Annotated in this window: 12 protein-coding genes; 8 read left to right on the top strand and 4 right to left on the bottom strand. The window is 72.8% G+C overall.

Features of this window, described 5'->3' with window-relative positions:
• Nucleotides 1–110 precede the first annotated feature (110 nt).
• The 6 genes from ACPPVX_RS09850 (at nt 111) to ACPPVX_RS09825 (ending at nt 8,426) form a co-directional block, all read left to right on the top strand.
• The gene (locus tag ACPPVX_RS09850; protein ID WP_426575024.1) at nt 111–4,733 is read left to right on the top strand and encodes a beta-ketoacyl synthase N-terminal-like domain-containing protein; all 4,623 of its coding nucleotides are present in this window, start codon (nt 111–113) and stop codon (nt 4,731–4,733) included.
• A complete protein-coding gene (locus ACPPVX_RS09845) occupies nt 4,726–5,037 on the top strand; it encodes an acyl carrier protein (RefSeq protein ID WP_426574723.1) in 312 nt (103 codons plus the stop codon). Before ACPPVX_RS09850 ends, ACPPVX_RS09845 begins: the two co-directional genes overlap by 8 nt.
• On the top strand, nt 5,037–5,813 hold the full coding sequence (locus ACPPVX_RS09840; RefSeq protein WP_426574722.1) for an alpha/beta fold hydrolase: 777 nt from the start codon (nt 5,037–5,039) through the stop codon (nt 5,811–5,813). Before ACPPVX_RS09845 ends, ACPPVX_RS09840 begins: the two co-directional genes overlap by 1 nt.
• 112 nt (nt 5,814–5,925) lie before the next feature.
• Nucleotides 5,926–7,113: a glycosyltransferase gene (locus ACPPVX_RS09835; protein ID WP_426574721.1), complete on the top strand. Its 1,188-nt coding sequence runs from the start codon at nt 5,926–5,928 to the stop codon at nt 7,111–7,113.
• Between the two features lie 12 nt (nt 7,114–7,125).
• On the top strand, nt 7,126–7,638 hold the full coding sequence (locus ACPPVX_RS09830; RefSeq protein WP_426574720.1) for a Clp protease N-terminal domain-containing protein: 513 nt from the start codon (nt 7,126–7,128) through the stop codon (nt 7,636–7,638).
• Nucleotides 7,635–8,426, top strand: a complete 792-nt coding sequence (locus ACPPVX_RS09825) for an alpha/beta hydrolase (protein WP_426574719.1) — start codon at nt 7,635–7,637, stop codon at nt 8,424–8,426. Before ACPPVX_RS09830 ends, ACPPVX_RS09825 begins: the two co-directional genes overlap by 4 nt.
• 12 nt (nt 8,427–8,438) lie before the next feature.
• Here the strand turns inward: ACPPVX_RS09825 and ACPPVX_RS09820 are convergent, their stop codons facing one another.
• The 4 genes from ACPPVX_RS09820 to ACPPVX_RS09805 form a co-directional block, all read right to left on the bottom strand.
• Complete coding sequence (locus tag ACPPVX_RS09820) at nt 8,439–8,993, bottom strand: DUF427 domain-containing protein (RefSeq protein ID WP_426574718.1); 555 nt, start codon at nt 8,991–8,993, stop codon at nt 8,439–8,441.
• On the bottom strand, nt 8,993–9,316 hold the full coding sequence (locus tag ACPPVX_RS09815) for a DUF6204 family protein (RefSeq protein WP_426574717.1): 324 nt from the start codon (nt 9,314–9,316) through the stop codon (nt 8,993–8,995). The genes ACPPVX_RS09820 and ACPPVX_RS09815 overlap by 1 nt, the downstream gene beginning before the upstream one ends.
• Nucleotides 9,317–9,391: 75 nt before the next feature.
• On the bottom strand, nt 9,392–11,320 hold the full coding sequence (locus ACPPVX_RS09810) for a primary-amine oxidase (protein WP_426574716.1): 1,929 nt from the start codon (nt 11,318–11,320) through the stop codon (nt 9,392–9,394).
• Nucleotides 11,317–12,159, bottom strand: coding sequence for an SDR family NAD(P)-dependent oxidoreductase (locus ACPPVX_RS09805; protein WP_426574715.1), 843 nt, complete (start codon nt 12,157–12,159; stop codon nt 11,317–11,319). Before ACPPVX_RS09805 ends, ACPPVX_RS09810 begins: the two co-directional genes overlap by 4 nt.
• A 144-nt stretch (nt 12,160–12,303) precedes the next feature.
• On the opposite strand from ACPPVX_RS09805, the gene ACPPVX_RS09800 reads away from it, so the two are divergent.
• Both ACPPVX_RS09800 and ACPPVX_RS09795 read left to right on the top strand, forming a co-directional pair.
• A complete protein-coding gene (locus ACPPVX_RS09800) occupies nt 12,304–13,482 on the top strand; it encodes a cytochrome P450 (RefSeq protein ID WP_426574714.1) in 1,179 nt (392 codons plus the stop codon).
• Between the two features lie 126 nt (nt 13,483–13,608).
• Nucleotides 13,609–14,826, top strand: coding sequence for a CaiB/BaiF CoA transferase family protein (locus ACPPVX_RS09795; RefSeq protein ID WP_426574713.1), 1,218 nt, complete (start codon nt 13,609–13,611; stop codon nt 14,824–14,826).
• Nucleotides 14,827–14,832: the final 6 nt, after the last annotated feature.

Genomic DNA, 14,832 nt, shown 5'->3' with positions numbered 1-14,832 from the left:
GCGTGGGGTGGATCATCGACCAGCGCTTCGGGCCGGGGGCAGCGCTGGTCGATCTTCCCCTCGTGGGGTGGAACATCGACCAGCGGGATGCGGGCTCGTGGGGGCGGATCGTGAGCGCGGGGGAGGGCGACGGGGTCGCGATCGTCGGGCTGGCGGGGCTGTTCCCCGGCGCGCCGACGATCGAGGCGTTCTGGGAGAACGTCCGCGGCGGGGTCGATGCCATCACCGAGGTGCCCCCCGGCCGCTGGGACCCGGTCTTCTTCGACGCCGACGCCAAGGCCGCCGACCGCTTCTACTGCCGGCGCGGCGGGTTCGTCGACGACCTCGCCACCTTCGACCCGCTCGCCTTCGGGATCATGCCCAACGCGGTCGACGCGGTGGAGCCCGACCAGCTCCTCGCCCTCGCCGCCGCCTCGGCCGCCCTGGCCGATGCGGGCAACCCGCACGAGACCGCCGACCCCGCCAAGGTGTCCGTGGTGCTCGGTCGCGGCGGCTACATCGGCGACGGCGTGGCCCGCCTCGACCAGCGGGTGCGGACAGCGCAGCAGCTGGTGGAGGCCCTTCGGGTCCTGGTGCCCGGCATCGACGAGGACCGCCTCCAGCAGGTGAAGGCCGAGTTCCAGGACCGCCTCGGCCCCGAGCGCCCCGAGAGCTCGATCGGGCTCGTGCCCAACCTGGCCGCGTCGCGCATCGCCAACCGGTTCGACCTGCGGGGCGCGGCGTACACAGTCGATGCGGCGTGTGCCTCGTCGCTCATCGCGGTCGACCACGGGGTGAACCAGCTGCGCTCCGGTGCGGCCGACGTGGTGCTGGCCGGCGGCGTCCACCACTGCCACGACCTCACGCTCTGGAGCGTGTTCTCGCAGCTCCGAGCCCTGTCGCCCACCGAGGCGATCCGGCCGTTCAGCAAGGACGCCGACGGCATCCTGGTCGGCGAGGGCACCGGCATCCTGGTGCTGAAGCGGGTGGCCGACGCCGAGCGCGACGGCGACCGCATCTACGCCGTGATCCGCGGCACGGGCGTGGCCTCCGACGGCGCCGGCGCGTCGCTCATGAACCCGCGGCCCGAGGGCCAGGTGCTCGCCGTGTCCAAGGCGTGGGCGGCCAGCGGGCTCGACCCCGCCACCGTCGGGCTGATCGAGGCCCACGGCACCGCCACCCCGGTGGGCGACCGCACCGAGCTGGAGACCCTGCGCACCGTGTTCGGCGAGCGGGCCTCCGGCGGACGGGGCGGATCGGGTGCCGGCCCCGTGCTCGGCTCGGTGAAGTCGATGATCGGTCACGCCATGCCGGCCGCCGGCGCGGCCGGCCTGGCCAAGGCCGCGCTCGCCATCTTCCACGGCGAGCTGCCGCCCACGCTCCACGTCGAGGAGCCCAACGAGGCCCTGGCCACCACCCGCTTCCGGGTCCTGGCCGAGGCCGAGCCGTGGGAGTCCGCCGACGGCGCGCCCCGCACCGCCGGCGTCAACGCCTTCGGCTTCGGCGGCATCAACGCCCACGTCGTCCTCACCGAGCACCCGTCTCAACGCTCGACCGCGGCGCGCCCCGTTCGGGTCACGGATGGTTCCACCGCGACCGCTGGTGACCCGAAGGCGGAGGGCGATGCGGTCCGGGTCACGGATGGTTCCACCACGACCGCTGGTGACCCGAAGGCGGCGGACGAGGAGGTGCTGCTGCTGGCGGGGGCCGACGCCGCGGACCTGCTGGCGCAGCTCGATGGGTGGTCGGCCGGCTCGCCCGGGCTCGCCGTGCCCACCGGTGGGCCGGCGCGGCTGGCGATCGTCGATCCGAACGAGCGGCGGCTCACGCTGGCCCGCAAGGTGCTCGAGCGGGGGACGCCGTTCCGCGGCCGCAACGACGTGTGGTTCGAGCCGGGCGGCAGCGAGCTGCCGGCGGGCAAGGTGGCGTTCCTGTTCCCGGGCGTCGAGCCGGTGTTCGAGCCCCGCGTCGACGACGTGGCCGAGCAGCTCGATCTGCCGTGGGCCGGTCTGGCCGACGACGTGCCGGCCCTGGAGCGCCAGGGCCGCGGCATCGTGCAGGTCGGCCTGCTGCTCGACGCCGCGCTGGCCCAGCTCGGCATCCGCCCCGACCTCGCGGCCGGCCACAGCCTGGGGGAGTGGACCGGCCAGATCGTCTCCGGCCAGATCCCCACCACCTACGTCGACGAGTTCCTCGACAGCCTGCAGCCCGGATCGATCGAGGTGTCCGACGTGGTGTTCGTGGCCCTGGGTGCCGGTGCCGAGGTGGCGGCCTCGCTGGTCGAGGGCCTCGACGAGGCCTACGTCTCCCACGACAACTGCCCCCACCAGAGCGTGATCTGCGCGCCGGCCGCCGCGATGGCCGTCGCGGTCGAGCGGGCCAAGGAGCGCAAGGTGCTGGCCCAGGAGCTGCCGTTCCGGTCGGGCTTCCACTCACCGCTGTTCGCTCCGTTCGTGGCGTCGATGGCCGAGCAGTTCGCGGGCATCCCGCTGGCGGTCCCCGCCGTGCCCATGTGGTCGGCCACCACCGTCGCCCCCTACCCCGACGACCCGGCGGGCATCACCGAGCTGTCGGGCCGGCACCTCGTGGAGCAGGTGCGGTTCCGCGAGCTGGTCGAGCAGCTCCACGCCGACGGGGTGCGCACGTTCGTCCAGGTGGGCACGGGCAGCCTGCTCGGGTTCGTCGACGACACCCTCCGCGACCACGACATCCTCACGATCTCGGCCAACACCGCCAAGCAGACCGGCATCGGTCAGCTCCGCCGGGTGGCCGCCGCCCTCTGGAGCACCGGCCTCGACGTCGACTTCGCCCCCCTGGGCCACGCGCCCGCTCCGGCTTCGCACGGATCCGGTGCCCCCGCCGATGGGAGCCACGCGAAGCTCGCGGGCGGTGGCGGGCAGGCGCCGCCCGTGGTCCTCGGGTCCCGGCTGATCCGCGACCTCACGCCGCTCGACCGGGTCGTCACCGACCGGCCCGATGACGCCGACTGGGCCGACCTCGACGCCCCCGCGCCGATCCTCGAGGAGTTCCGCAGCGGCCTCGCCGATGCCTCGGCCGCCGCGCTCGACGTCCTCCGTGCCGCCCGCGATTCGAAGCGCCCCGTCCGCCGCGGCCTCCCCGCCGCCCAAACCCCCGCCCCCACGGCCAACTTGTTGCAGCCAGAGCTCGATGGAGCCTTCCCTGCAACAAGTTCGGAGGCGGGCGGGTCCGCCGCGGGCGGATCGCCGAGCCTTCGGGAGACGGTGCACGACCTCTCGGTGGCGGCGCAGCCGTACTGGCTCGACCACGCCTTCTACGAGCAGCCCGCGGGCTGGCCGGTGGTCGACGACCTGTTCCCGCTGGTCCCCATGACCGCCATCATCGAGATGCTCCAGCACGAGGCCGAGGCGCTGGTCCCCGGCACGGTGGCGACGCGGGTCGAGGCGATCCGGGCGTTCAAGTGGCTCGCCGTCCAGCCGCCCACCTCGGTCACGGTGCGCGCCACCCGCGACGGCGACGGTGCCGATCCGGCCACCGGCGAGACCACCGTGAAGGCATCGATCGACAAGCACGCCCGGGCCACGATCGTCGTCGCCCCGACCTACCCCGAGCCGCCCGCCCCGGCGGCGGCGCCGGTGCACGGCGAGATCGCCTGCCCGTGCACCCCCGAGACGCTGTACGACGAGCGCCACCTGTTCCACGGCCCGGCCTACCAGGGCCTCCTCACGTTCGACGAGTTCGGCGACGACGGCGCGAGCGGCCTGCTCGAGACCAAGGACTTCCCCGGATCGCTGCTCGACAACGCCGGCCAGCTCTTCGGCTTCTGGCTGGCCCAGCGGGTCGACAAGGACCGCCTGGTCCTTCCCACGAGCATCGACCGGATCAGCTTCTACGGGCCCCACCCCACGGCCGGCACCGTCGTGCGCTGCGTCGTGAACGCCACCGAGATCGGCGACGTGGTGGTGCGCGCCGACCTGGAGCTGACCGTCGACGGCGTGGTGTGGTGCCGGATCGAAGGGTGGGAGGACCGGCGCTTCCAGAGCGACGACCGGCTGTTCACCCTCCTGCGCAAGCCCCACGACCGCACGCTGGCCGAGCCGCAGGACGGTGGGTGGGTGCTGGTGCGCGAGGGCTGGCCCGACTCCGCATCGCGCGACGTGGTGCAGCGCCGCTTCCTCGGTCGGGCCGAGCGGTCCGACTACGACAGCCGCAACCCGAACGTGCAACGCACGTGGCTCCTGGGCCGCATCGCGGCCAAGGACGCGGTGCGCGACCTGCTGTGGCGCACCGGCAGCGAAGCCCGGATCTTCCCCGTCGAGGTCCCCGTGCACAACGACGCCGAGGGCGCGCCCCACGTGCAGAGCCCCGACGGCAGCGACGTGCGGGTGTCCATCGCCCACACCGCCGGGCTGGGCGTGGCGATCGCGGCGCGGGGCACCGACGTCGGCATCGACATCGAGCGGGTCGAGGGGCGCACGAGCAGCTTCGAGGTGACCGCCCTGTCCCGGAAGGAGCGGGAGCGGTTCGAGGACCTGCCCGACATCGATCGCCAGTCGGTCCGAGACGTCGAGCTCACCCGCTGGTGGGCCGCCAAGGAGGCCGCCGCCAAGGCCGCCGGCACCGGCATGCAGGGCCGGCCCAAGGACTGGAAGGTCGTCGAGGTCGACGGCGATCGGCTACGAATCGGAGACCGCTGGCTGCGCACCGCGCTGGTCGGCGACGAGCACGTGGTGGCCTGGACCGAGGTCCCACCAACAGAGGAAGACCATGCCTGAGACCGTGACCCAGCAGAGCGTCCTGGAGGAGTTGGAGCGGATCCTCGTCGAGGTGATCGGCGACGACCTGCTCCTCGACGGCCCGCTCACGATGGAGACGTCGTTCGACCAGGACCTGCAGCTCGAGAGCATCGAGTTCGTCGCCCTGTCGGAGAAGCTGCTCGAGACCTACGGCGAGCAGGTCGACTTCGTCAGCTGGCTGGCCGAGATGGAGCTGGACGACATCATCGCCCTCACCGTCGGCCAGCTCGTCGAGTTCGTGGCCGCCCACGCCGACCGCGGCGCCGGCCCGACGGGCGCCTAGTGCCCGTCGAGGAGGCCAACGGCCTGAAGCTCCACACCCAGCACCTCACCGGAGGCGACGCCACCGGCGCCCGCCCGCAGGTGGTGATGCTGCACGGCCTGGTCATCGACAACCTGTCGAGCTGGTACTACACGCTCGCCAACCCCCTTGCGATGCACGCCGACGTGCACCTCTTCGACCTGCGAGGCCACGGTCGCAGCGAGATGCCGAAGACCGGGTACACGGTCGAGGACAACGTCGACGACCTCGTCGCCCTGCTCGACCTGTGGGGGATCACCGAGCCCGTCCACCTGTTCGGCAACAGCTTCGGCGGCGTCGTGTCGCTCGCCCTGGCCCACCGCCACCCCGAGCGCGTCGCCAGCCTCTTCCTGATCGAGGCCCACTTCGCGGTCGAGGGCTGGGGCGAGCAGATGGCCGGCAGCCTGGCGCTCGCCGCCTTCGGCCTCGACGAGACCGCGGTGCAGGACTGGCTGGCCGAGAACGCCGACCGCAAGCTCTCCCGCATGGCCAAGCGCAGCGAGCGGTTCCTGATGGAGACGTCGCTCATCGACGACCTCCAGGCCGAGCAGCCGGTCACCTGGCTGCCCGAGATCGCCTGCCCCACCTACGCCATGTACGGCGCCGAGACCGACATCATGGACCGGGCGCTGGAGCTCCAGGCCAAGGTGCCCGGCTGCGAGCTGGAGATCGTCCCCGACTGCAGCCACTCGCTCCTCACCGAGCAGAGCGGCCTGGTCCGCGACCGCGCCCTCGCCTGGCTCGACCGCGTCAGCTGACCGTGCCCCCCACCCGCCACCTCCTCCGAACGATCGAACTTCCTGTGACGCCCCGGGGGAACCTCCGGCTGATCACAGAGAGTTCGTGGCGGTTGGGGCCGGGGGTCAGGGTGTGACGCGGTTCTTGTTCGTGGTGCCGCCGTTCACGGGGCACGTGAACCCGACGGTGGCGGTGGCGGCGGCGCTGGTCGAGCGCGGGCACGAGGTGGCGTGGACCGGGGTGCCGGGGGCGACCGAGGACCTGCTGCCCCCGGGCTCGACGTTCCTGTCGGCCGTGTCGCCCGAGGTGGCGGCGTTCGTGGCGGCGGTGGGGGAGCGGCGCGACGACGCCCGGGGCGCGGCCGGGTTCAAGTTCCTCCAGGAGGAGGTGCTCCTCCCGCTGGCCGACCACATGGTCGACGGGGTGGACGCCGCGGTCGATGCGTTCGGTGCCGACGTGCTCGTCGTGGACCAGCAGGCGCTCGGCGGGGCGGTGGTGGCGCGTCGCCGCGGCCTGCCGTGGGCCACGTCGGCCACCACGTCGGCCGAGCTGGTCGATCCGCTGGCCGCGCTGCCCAAGGTGGCCGAGGCCATGCACCAGCTGCGGACCGACCTCCAGGTGCGCCACGGCATCGCGGCCGGCGTGGCGGCGGCGGGCGATCTGCGCCTGTCGCCGCACCTCGTCCTGGCGTACACGGTGGAGGAGCTCACCGGGTCGCTGGCCGGCACGCCGGCGGGCGAGGTGCCGGTGCGTTTCGTGGGGCCGTGCGCGGTGGGCCGCCCCGCTCCCGGCGCCTTCCCGTGGGAACGGCTGAGCGCCGACCCGGCCATCCCCAACGTCCTGGTCTCGCTGGGCACGCTCAACGCCGAGGTGGGCGAGCGGTTCTGGGCCGCGGCGGCCGAAGCGTTCCGCGACCAGCCGTGGGTCGGCGTGTTCGTGGCGCCCGACGACCTGGTGCCCGACCCGCCGCCCAACGTGATCGTCCAGCGCCGGGTCCCCCAGCTCGAGCTGCTGCGCCGCACGGCCGCGGTGGTCACCCACGCCGGCCACAACACCGTGTGCGAGTCCCTGGCCGAAGGGCTCCCGCTCGTGGTGGCCCCCATCCGCGACGACCAGCCGGTGGTGGCCGACCAGGTGGTGCGCGCCGGCGCGGGGGTGCGGGTGAAGTTCGCCCGGGTGCGGGCCGACGCGCTGCGCCAGGCGATCGACCAGGCCCTCACCGAGCCCGGCCTCCGCGCCGCCGCCGAGCGCATCCAGGCCAGCTTCGCCCACGCCGGCGGGCCGGCCGCCGCCGCCGAGGCGCTGCTCGGCCTGGTCTGACAGGCTGCGGCCGTGTTCGAGCGCTTCTCTCCGCACGCCCGCCGGGCGGTCGTGATCGCGCAGGAGCTGGCCCGGGAGCTCCGGCAGCCGATCATCGCCCCCGTGCACCTGCTGCTCGGGGCCCTGGGTGCGGACGACCCCGCGATGGAGGCGCTGCTCGCCCAGCTGGGTGCGGACGGGTCCGAGCTCGTCGAGGGCCTCACCGCGATCAGCTCGATCGGGTCGGCCGAGGTGACCGGGCACATCCCGTTCCACAGCGACACCAAGCGGGTGATCGTCGATGCGGTGCGGACGGCGTCGGCCTTGGGCGACGATCACGTCGGGACCCCGCACCTCCTGCTGGCCATGCTGCACCTGGACCGCGGGCGGTGCTCGGCGGTCCTGGCACAGCACGGGGTCACGACCGAGAGCGTGACGTCGGCGCTCGGTGGCGAGCAGGCCGGCGCACCGACGTTCCAGGTCCGCACCACCAAGGGCGCCGGGCGCTTCCGCCGCGGCAAGAGCTCGACGGGAGCCGAGCCGTGAGCCCCGACCGGTCGGTCCAGCACGCCCAGGTCAACGGCATCGACCTGGCCTACGTGCGGGAGGGGACGCCGGGCGCGCCGCGCCTGCTCCTGCTCAACGGCTCCGGCAGCACGATGGCGGCCTCGGCGATGCTCTTCGCCCCGCTCGCCAGGAGCTTCGACCTCGTCACGTTCGATGCGCGCGGCATCGGCGAGAGCACCATCCCGGACGGGCCGTTCACGATGGCCGACTGCGCCGCCGATGCCCTGGCCCTGGCCGACCTCGTCGGGTGGGAGACGTTCCGCGTGGTCGGGATCAGCTTCGGCGGCATGGTCGCGCAGGAGGTGGCGGTCACCGCCCCGGAGCGGATCGAGCGGCTGGCCCTGCTCTGCACCTCGCCCGGTGGTGCCGGCGGCTCGTCGCACCCGCTCCACGAATCGCCCGCCACCCCCACCATCGTCGACATCCGGTTCACCCCCGAGTGGCTCGCCGACCACCCCGACAGCGCGGCCATCGTCGAGGTCATGGCCAAGGCGCGCGCCGTGCCGAAGTCCGCCGAGGTGCTGCGCGGCGAGCGGGCCCAGCTCGAGGCCCGCAGCCACCACGACGTGTGGGACCGGCTCCCTCGGATCACCGCACCCACCTTCGTCGGGTCGGGTCGCTACGACGGCCTCGCTCCGCTGGTCAACGGCGAGGCGATCGCCTCGCGCATCCCGGGTGCCGAGCTCCACGCCTACGAGGGCGGCCACGCCTTCTTCATCCAGGACCCGCAGGCGTTCCCCGAGATCCTGGCGTTCCTGGCCGCCTGAGCCGCGGCCGGGCTACCAGCCCCAGGTGCCGTCGCCGCCCTTGAACGGCCCGACGATCCTCGACGTGATCCAGCCGCCGTAGAAGGTGCCCTCGTTGCCCGCGACCTGCTCGTCCTCGATGAAGCAGGCGTCGACGAGCTGCGGGTAGAAGGCGACGTGGTCGATGAGGGCGGCGTAGGCCGGCGGGGGCTGCGGGTAGTACCAGCACGCGTCGACCACGGGCGCTGATCCCGGGACGAGCAGGTGGTGGTACGACGCCGCGCCCTTCCACTCGCAGAAGCTGTGGCCGGGGGAGGGGCGCAGCAGGCTCATGTCGGTGTCGGAGGTGGGGATGTAGATCCCAGGTGGCTGGCTGGTCTCGAGCACCCGCAGCGCACGGGCGGTCTCGCAGACGGCGCGCCCTCCGTGCACCACGCGGATCAGCTCCGACGTGGCCTCGACGCGAGGCGGTCGGGGGTAGTCCCAGACGGACTCCTGGCCGGGCCCGGGCTCGATGCGCGGGGGTCGCTCGACGCCTTGCGGTGCCTGGCCGCCGAACCGGTGGCCGGTGGGCCGGCGGCCTCGCATCAGGTCGACCAGACCTGGGACATGTCGGTGGCGGTGGCCTTCAGGTGCTTGTGGCCGAGGCCCCACTCCTGGAGCGAGGCGGTGGCCTTGGCGAGGCCCACGTCGACCGGGTCGGGCACGGGATCGGCGTCGTCCGCGATGCGCACCTCGTAGCGGAAGTTGAAGGCCACCAGGTTGCGCTCGTAGATGAACGTGCCCCACTCGGTGTAGGTGACCTGGTGGAAGTCGTGCTCGTCGGCCTCGGCCAGCAGCGAGGCGCGCTGCTCGTCGGTCAGGTCGGCGAAGTGCCCGCGCACGACGACGCGGTGGACGGTGGCAGCCATGGGTCCCAGTGTGGCCGAGCGACGGGCCATCCGTCTCGGCGGGTTCCCGGTCCACGCGCCGTCCCGGGTGGGGGCCTAGGAGTGGCAGTGGCCGGAGGGCGACGGCGGGACGTCGAGGGCGGGGTTGCGGTCGAAGAAGCCGAAGGGGGCGAGCAGGAAGCCGGTGTACTCGACGGGCATGACCGGCCAGTCCTCGGGCCGCGGCAGGTGGGTGACGCCGAACGTGTACCAGAGCACCACGTCCTCATCGACGAGGTTGCGGTCGGCGGCGGTCCACTCGGGGAGCCCGGCGCCGCCCTCGTGCTGGTTGGGGAAGTCGCCGGCGGCGCGGATCTCGTCGGGCCGGTACGGCGTGACCCACAGGTTGTGGTGGGCGAAGCCGGCCCGCTTGCCGACCGAGGAGTCGGGCGCGGCGAGCATCGTCGGCGTGGCCATGCTGGGCACCAGCTTGTAGCCCACGGGTCGGTCGACGGCGTTGGTGACCGCCGGGTTGACGACGCGCCAGGCCCGGCTGGTGGCGGGGTTGGTGGTGCGCTGGGCCTCGGACTCGGTGGCGAGCACGGTGGCGACGGGCCGGAAGGCGTTGCCCCACGGGTTGTCGGGGCCGGTGGGCAGCACCTCGACCTCGACCTCCTCCACCCGGTTGGCGGTGCCGTCGACGTCGAGGTCGAGACGGGCGCAGAACAGGTGCTGGTGCACGGGCGCGGCCAGGCCGGGCGCGATGGGGTTGGCGAACGGGCTCGACTCGCCGAGCCGCACGCCCTGCGTGGAGAGGATCCCGGAGAGCTTCACCTCGAGCTGGATGTTCCCGTCGAGGTACAGGTACCAGAAGAAGCCGTACTCGTAGTTGCCGACGGTGGCGATGTGGCTGATGACGAGGCGTCGGCTGCGGCGGACCTCGTGGGTGCCGGTCATCAGGTCGACGTGCTTCCACCCGATCCCGACGTCCTCCTCGTGGATGCAGATGGCGTTGGGCACGATCCACGGGGTGCCCTGCTCGGTGGCCATGGTGACGTCGACGTAGTGGATCTCGCCGAGGCAGTCGCACCCGAGGGTGAGCGACTGGGTCATGCGCCCGAGGCCCCATTCGCCGGCGTCGAACGCGTTCTTCCAGCCGTGCACCTCGCCGGGGTCGCCGTAGGGCACGACCATCTCCGAGACCGACCCGCGATGCAGGATCGATCGGGTGCGGGTGGTGCCGTCGGCCGCGGTGTCGTCGTAGGCGAGCTGGTGCAGGACCAGCCCCTCGTAGGGGTCCCAGCCCAGGCGCAGCGACCACTTCTGCCACGACAGGAGGTTGTCGTCGATGGTGAAGCTGGGCCCCTCGGGTTGGGTGATGGAGATGGGGCGGAGGTCGGTGCGCAGGGGCCCGACGGCGTCGGCCGAGTAGCGGCCGCCCTGCGGTGCGAGGGGGATCGGGTCGGTGCCCGCAGGGATGTGGTCGATGACCTCGAGCACCTCCTCGCGCCCGAGGTCGACGTGCACGATGAGCCCTTCGATCGGGCGGGCGTAGCCGTTGTCGTCGTCGGTCTCGCGCAGGAACGAGATGCAGCGGGCGATGCGGCGGTCGGGCTCGACGCCGTACCCGAACGACCCGGCCGGCCACGGGTCGATCTGGACCAGCTCGAGGTCGGTGATGCCCCGGCGGGCGAGGGCGGCCACGTACCCGGGGTGGTCCTTGCAGGCGAGCATGGCCAGGAACGACTCGCCCATGAGCAGCGCCGGGCGCATGCCCTCGATGACGGTGCGGTCGACGATGGCGCCCTCCGTCACCGAGATGACGAGCTCGATCATCGTGAGCTCCGGGCCGGGCAGGATCAGCGCCTTCACCCGGCGGTCGAACGGGGTGCCGGGCGTCCAGGCGGCGAGGTCGGCCTTGTCCGGCTCGACCAGGACGATGTGGACGACCGTCGCGCCCTCGGGCAGCTCGCCGGCGGCGCTCAGGACGGCGTGGGCGGCGGTGACCTCGTCGGGCGCGAGCAGCGAGAGGGGATGGGTGGTCACGGGCGGTCGGTCCCTTCGGACGGGCGGGCCGGCAACGGTCGACCGAGGTCGTGGAGGCGCGTGGTGGTGTACTCCGCGGCGCCCTGGAGGAAGCCGTCGAGGTCGCCGGTCTTGACGGGCGGGATGTCCTGGAACCAGGTGGGGACGAACGTCTCGGCCGCGCCCGTGTCGAGCGCGGAGACGACCGCGCCCACGATCTCGGCCGGCGCCAGGGGCTCCATGTCGGAGATCGACGGGTCGTTGTCGGGCAGCTGGAACAGCGGCGTGTCCAGCACCCCGGGTTGGACGACGTGGACGCCGACCGGGCTGCCGGCGACGGCGAGGTCGACCCGGAGCGTCTCGGCGAACGCGGTGATGCCGGCCTTGGCGGCCGCGTAGACGGCCTCCGACGGAGGGGCCAGCCGGGCAGCGACCGATCCGATGAACACGATGCGGCCGCCGGACGCGTCGAGGGCCGGCAGCAGGGCGAGGCTGAGGGCGATCGGCGAGTGGAGGTCGACCCGCAGCACGTCGTCGATCTCGTCGGCGCGGTGCTCCCACGCCCAGCGGCGCTTGGGCATGCCGGCGTTGTTCACGAGCACGTCGAGCCCGCCCAGGTCGTCGAGCACGCGGGCGGCGAACTCGTCGAGCCCGTCGATGGCGCCCAGGTCGACCGCCCATGCCCGGCTGTCGGGGCTGTGCGCCTGGACCTGCGCCAGCACCTCGTCGAGGTGGCCCTGGCGCCGGGCGCACAGCCCGATGGTGGCGCCGCGCTCGGCCAGGCCGACGGCCAGGGCCGCTCCCAGCCCCGACGACGCGCCGGTCACCAGCACCCGCTTGCCCTGCAGATCGAACGCCATCGGCCCCCCAAGTTTCGAACGTCGGCGTCAGGTTAGGGGGACGAGCTGCCCGCGGGTGCCCGTCGCCGGGCCTCGCGCGCGCCTACCTGACGCCATCGTTAGAAATGGGGTAGAACGAGGGCCGGGACTGCCGAAGGGAACGCGATGACCGACCTGATGTCGATGGCCGGAGACCAGGATCCGAAGGACCTGGCTGCGCCGCAGCCGTTGTACAAGCTGCTGCGCGAGGCCGGCGCCGCCGTGGACATGGGTGAGGGCGACGACGGTCCGGGCCTGGTCATCGTCGGCAACGACGAGGACGTGCGCCACGTGCTCGGCCACCCCGAGGTCTTCAGCTCGGGCATCGACGCGGTGGCGATCGGCCAGGTGCGGCCGCTGATCCCGCTCCAGATCGACCCGCCGGAGCACAAGAACTACCGCAAGCTCCTTGACCCGATCTTCGCGCCGCGCAACGTGGCGCTGATCGAGGACCAGACCCGCGCCCTCGTGCGCGACATCGTCGAGCCGCTCGCCGCCGCCGGCTCGTGCAACTTCCACGATGCCGTCGCCGAGCCGCTCCCCACCACCGTGTTCCTGCAGCTCCTCGGCCTGCCGGTCTCCCGGGCCGACGAGTTCATCGCGCTCAAGAACGGCATCATCCGCCCGCCGGTGAACTCCAACGAGGAGCGGATCGCCTACACCGCCGAGGTCGGCCAGAAGATCTACGCGGTGCTCCAGGAGGCCATCGACCTCCGCCAGGCCGAGCGGGGCGACGACTTCATCTCGATGTTCCTCGACGCCGAGGTCGACGGGCACCGCCTGACCAACGACGACGTGCTCGACATCGGGTACCTGTTCTTCCTGGCCGGGCTCGACACGGTGACGGCGTCGCTGGACTGCATGCTCGCCTACCTCGCCGAGCACCAGGACCAGCGCCAGGCGCTCGTCGACGACCCCGGCCTCATCCCCCATGCGATCGAGGAGATGCTGCGCTGGGAGACCCCCGTCCCCGGGGTGATCCGGGTGACCACCGCCGACACCGAGATCGGTGGCTGCCCGATCGCCGAGGGCCGCAACGTGGTCGTCCTCCTGGCGTCGGCCAACACCGACGAGCAGGCGTGGGACGACGCGGAGAGCGTCGACTTCCACCGGGCCCAGAACCGCCACCTCACCTTCGGCGGCGGGGTGCACCGGTGCCTCGGATCGCACCTGGCGCGCATGGAGCTGCGGGTGGCGCTCGAGGAGTGGCACCGGGTGGTGCCGCAGTACCGGGTGGCCGACGGCGTCGAGCTGCTCTACACGGCGAACCTGCGCTCGGTGGAGAACCTCGAGCTGGTCTGGTGACCTGAACGGCCGGTCCGAGACCGCCGCGCCGACCTCTGCCTCGCGGCGGCGGCTCCACCCGGCCCATCCCTGCCCACCCCGCCCACCCCTTCGCCCCACCGTTCGTCCCAACCCGAGGAGCACTGCGTGTCCGGACCACTCGACGGCATCCGCATCATCGAGGTCGCCAGCTGGATGTTCATCCCGTCCGGCGGCTCGGTCCTGGTCGACTGGGGCGCCGACGTGCTCAAGGTCGAGCACCCCGAGACCGGCGACCCGCAGCGCGGGCTCGTCACCTCGGGCCTCCTCCCGGGTGGCGCCGGCGCCGTGAACTTCATGATGGAGCAGCCCAACCGGGGCAAGCGCTCGGTGGGCATCGACCTCGCCTCGCCGGAGGGCCACGAGGTCCTGATGAAGCTGGTGGCCACGGCCGACGTGTTCCTCACCAACTACCTGCCCCAGGTGCGCGCCAAGCTGAAGATCGACACCGACGACATCCGCGCCGCCAACCCGAACATCATCATCGCCCGCGGCTCGGGCGCCGGGCCGAAGGGGCCCGAGGCGCACAAGGGCGGCTACGACGGCGCCGCGTTCTGGGCCCGCGGCGGCGTGGGCGAGTCGATGCCCGCCCGCGAGGGGTGGCCTCCCGGCCAGCCGACCCCTGCGTTCGGCGACGTGATGGCCGGACTGGCCGCCGCCGGTGCCATCGCGGCCGCGCTGGTGAAGCGCGAGCGCACCGGCGGGCCGAGCGTCGTCGACGTGTCCCTGCTGAACACCGCGATGTGGCAGGTCTCGCCGATGATCATCGCGTCGAGACTGTTCGGGTTCTCGAAGATCCCGCAGGGCGACCGCACCAGCTCGCCGAACCCGGGTGTGGGCACCTACCGCACGAGCGACGGCCGGTTCATCGCCCTCATGCTCCTGCAGTCGGACAAGTTCTGGGTCGACTTCACGGCGCGCCTCGGTGATCCCGACCTGGCGACGGACCCGAGGTTCTCCGACGCCACCGTGCGGGCGCAGAACTCCGGCGAGTGCATCGCCCGGATGGACGCCGCGTTCGAGGCGCAGACGCTCGACCACTGGAAGGAGGCGTTCGCCGACTTCGAGGGGGTGTGGAGCCCCTTCCAGACGCTCGACGAGCTCTACGACGATGTGCAGGTCGTGGCCAACGGCTACCTCCCCACGATGACCGCGGGCAACGGCCAGGAGGTCCAGCTCGTGGCCAGCCCCGCCCAGTTCGACGAGGTGCCCGTCACCGTCGAGCGCGCCCCCGAGCACGGCGAGCACACCGAGCTGGTCCTGATGGACCTCGGCTACGACTGGGACCAGATCACGGCCATGAAGGAGTCGGGCGCCATCCTCTAGGCGGGA

The organism is Aquihabitans sp. McL0605, assembly GCF_049993875.1.
Lineage (GTDB): Bacteria > Actinomycetota > Acidimicrobiia > Acidimicrobiales > Iamiaceae > Aquihabitans.
Note: the sequence above shows the minus strand (reverse complement) of the source record. Positions and strands in the feature narration are given on the sequence as shown.

Bases quoted from the DNA above. Each gene is read 5' to 3' on its own strand.
- ACPPVX_RS09820 (WP_426574718.1), bottom strand. From the start codon at position 8,993: ATGCGAGGCCGCCGGCCCACCGGCCACCGGTTCGGCGGCCAGGCACCG.
- ACPPVX_RS09815 (WP_426574717.1), bottom strand. From the start codon at position 9,316: ATGGCTGCCACCGTCCACCGCGTCGTCGTGCGCGGGCACTTCGCCGAC.
- ACPPVX_RS09800 (WP_426574714.1), top strand. From the start codon at position 12,304: ATGACCGACCTGATGTCGATGGCCGGAGACCAGGATCCGAAGGACCTG.
- ACPPVX_RS09845 (WP_426574723.1), top strand. From the start codon at position 4,726: ATGCCTGAGACCGTGACCCAGCAGAGCGTCCTGGAGGAGTTGGAGCGG.
- ACPPVX_RS09805 (WP_426574715.1), bottom strand. From the start codon at position 12,159: ATGGCGTTCGATCTGCAGGGCAAGCGGGTGCTGGTGACCGGCGCGTCG.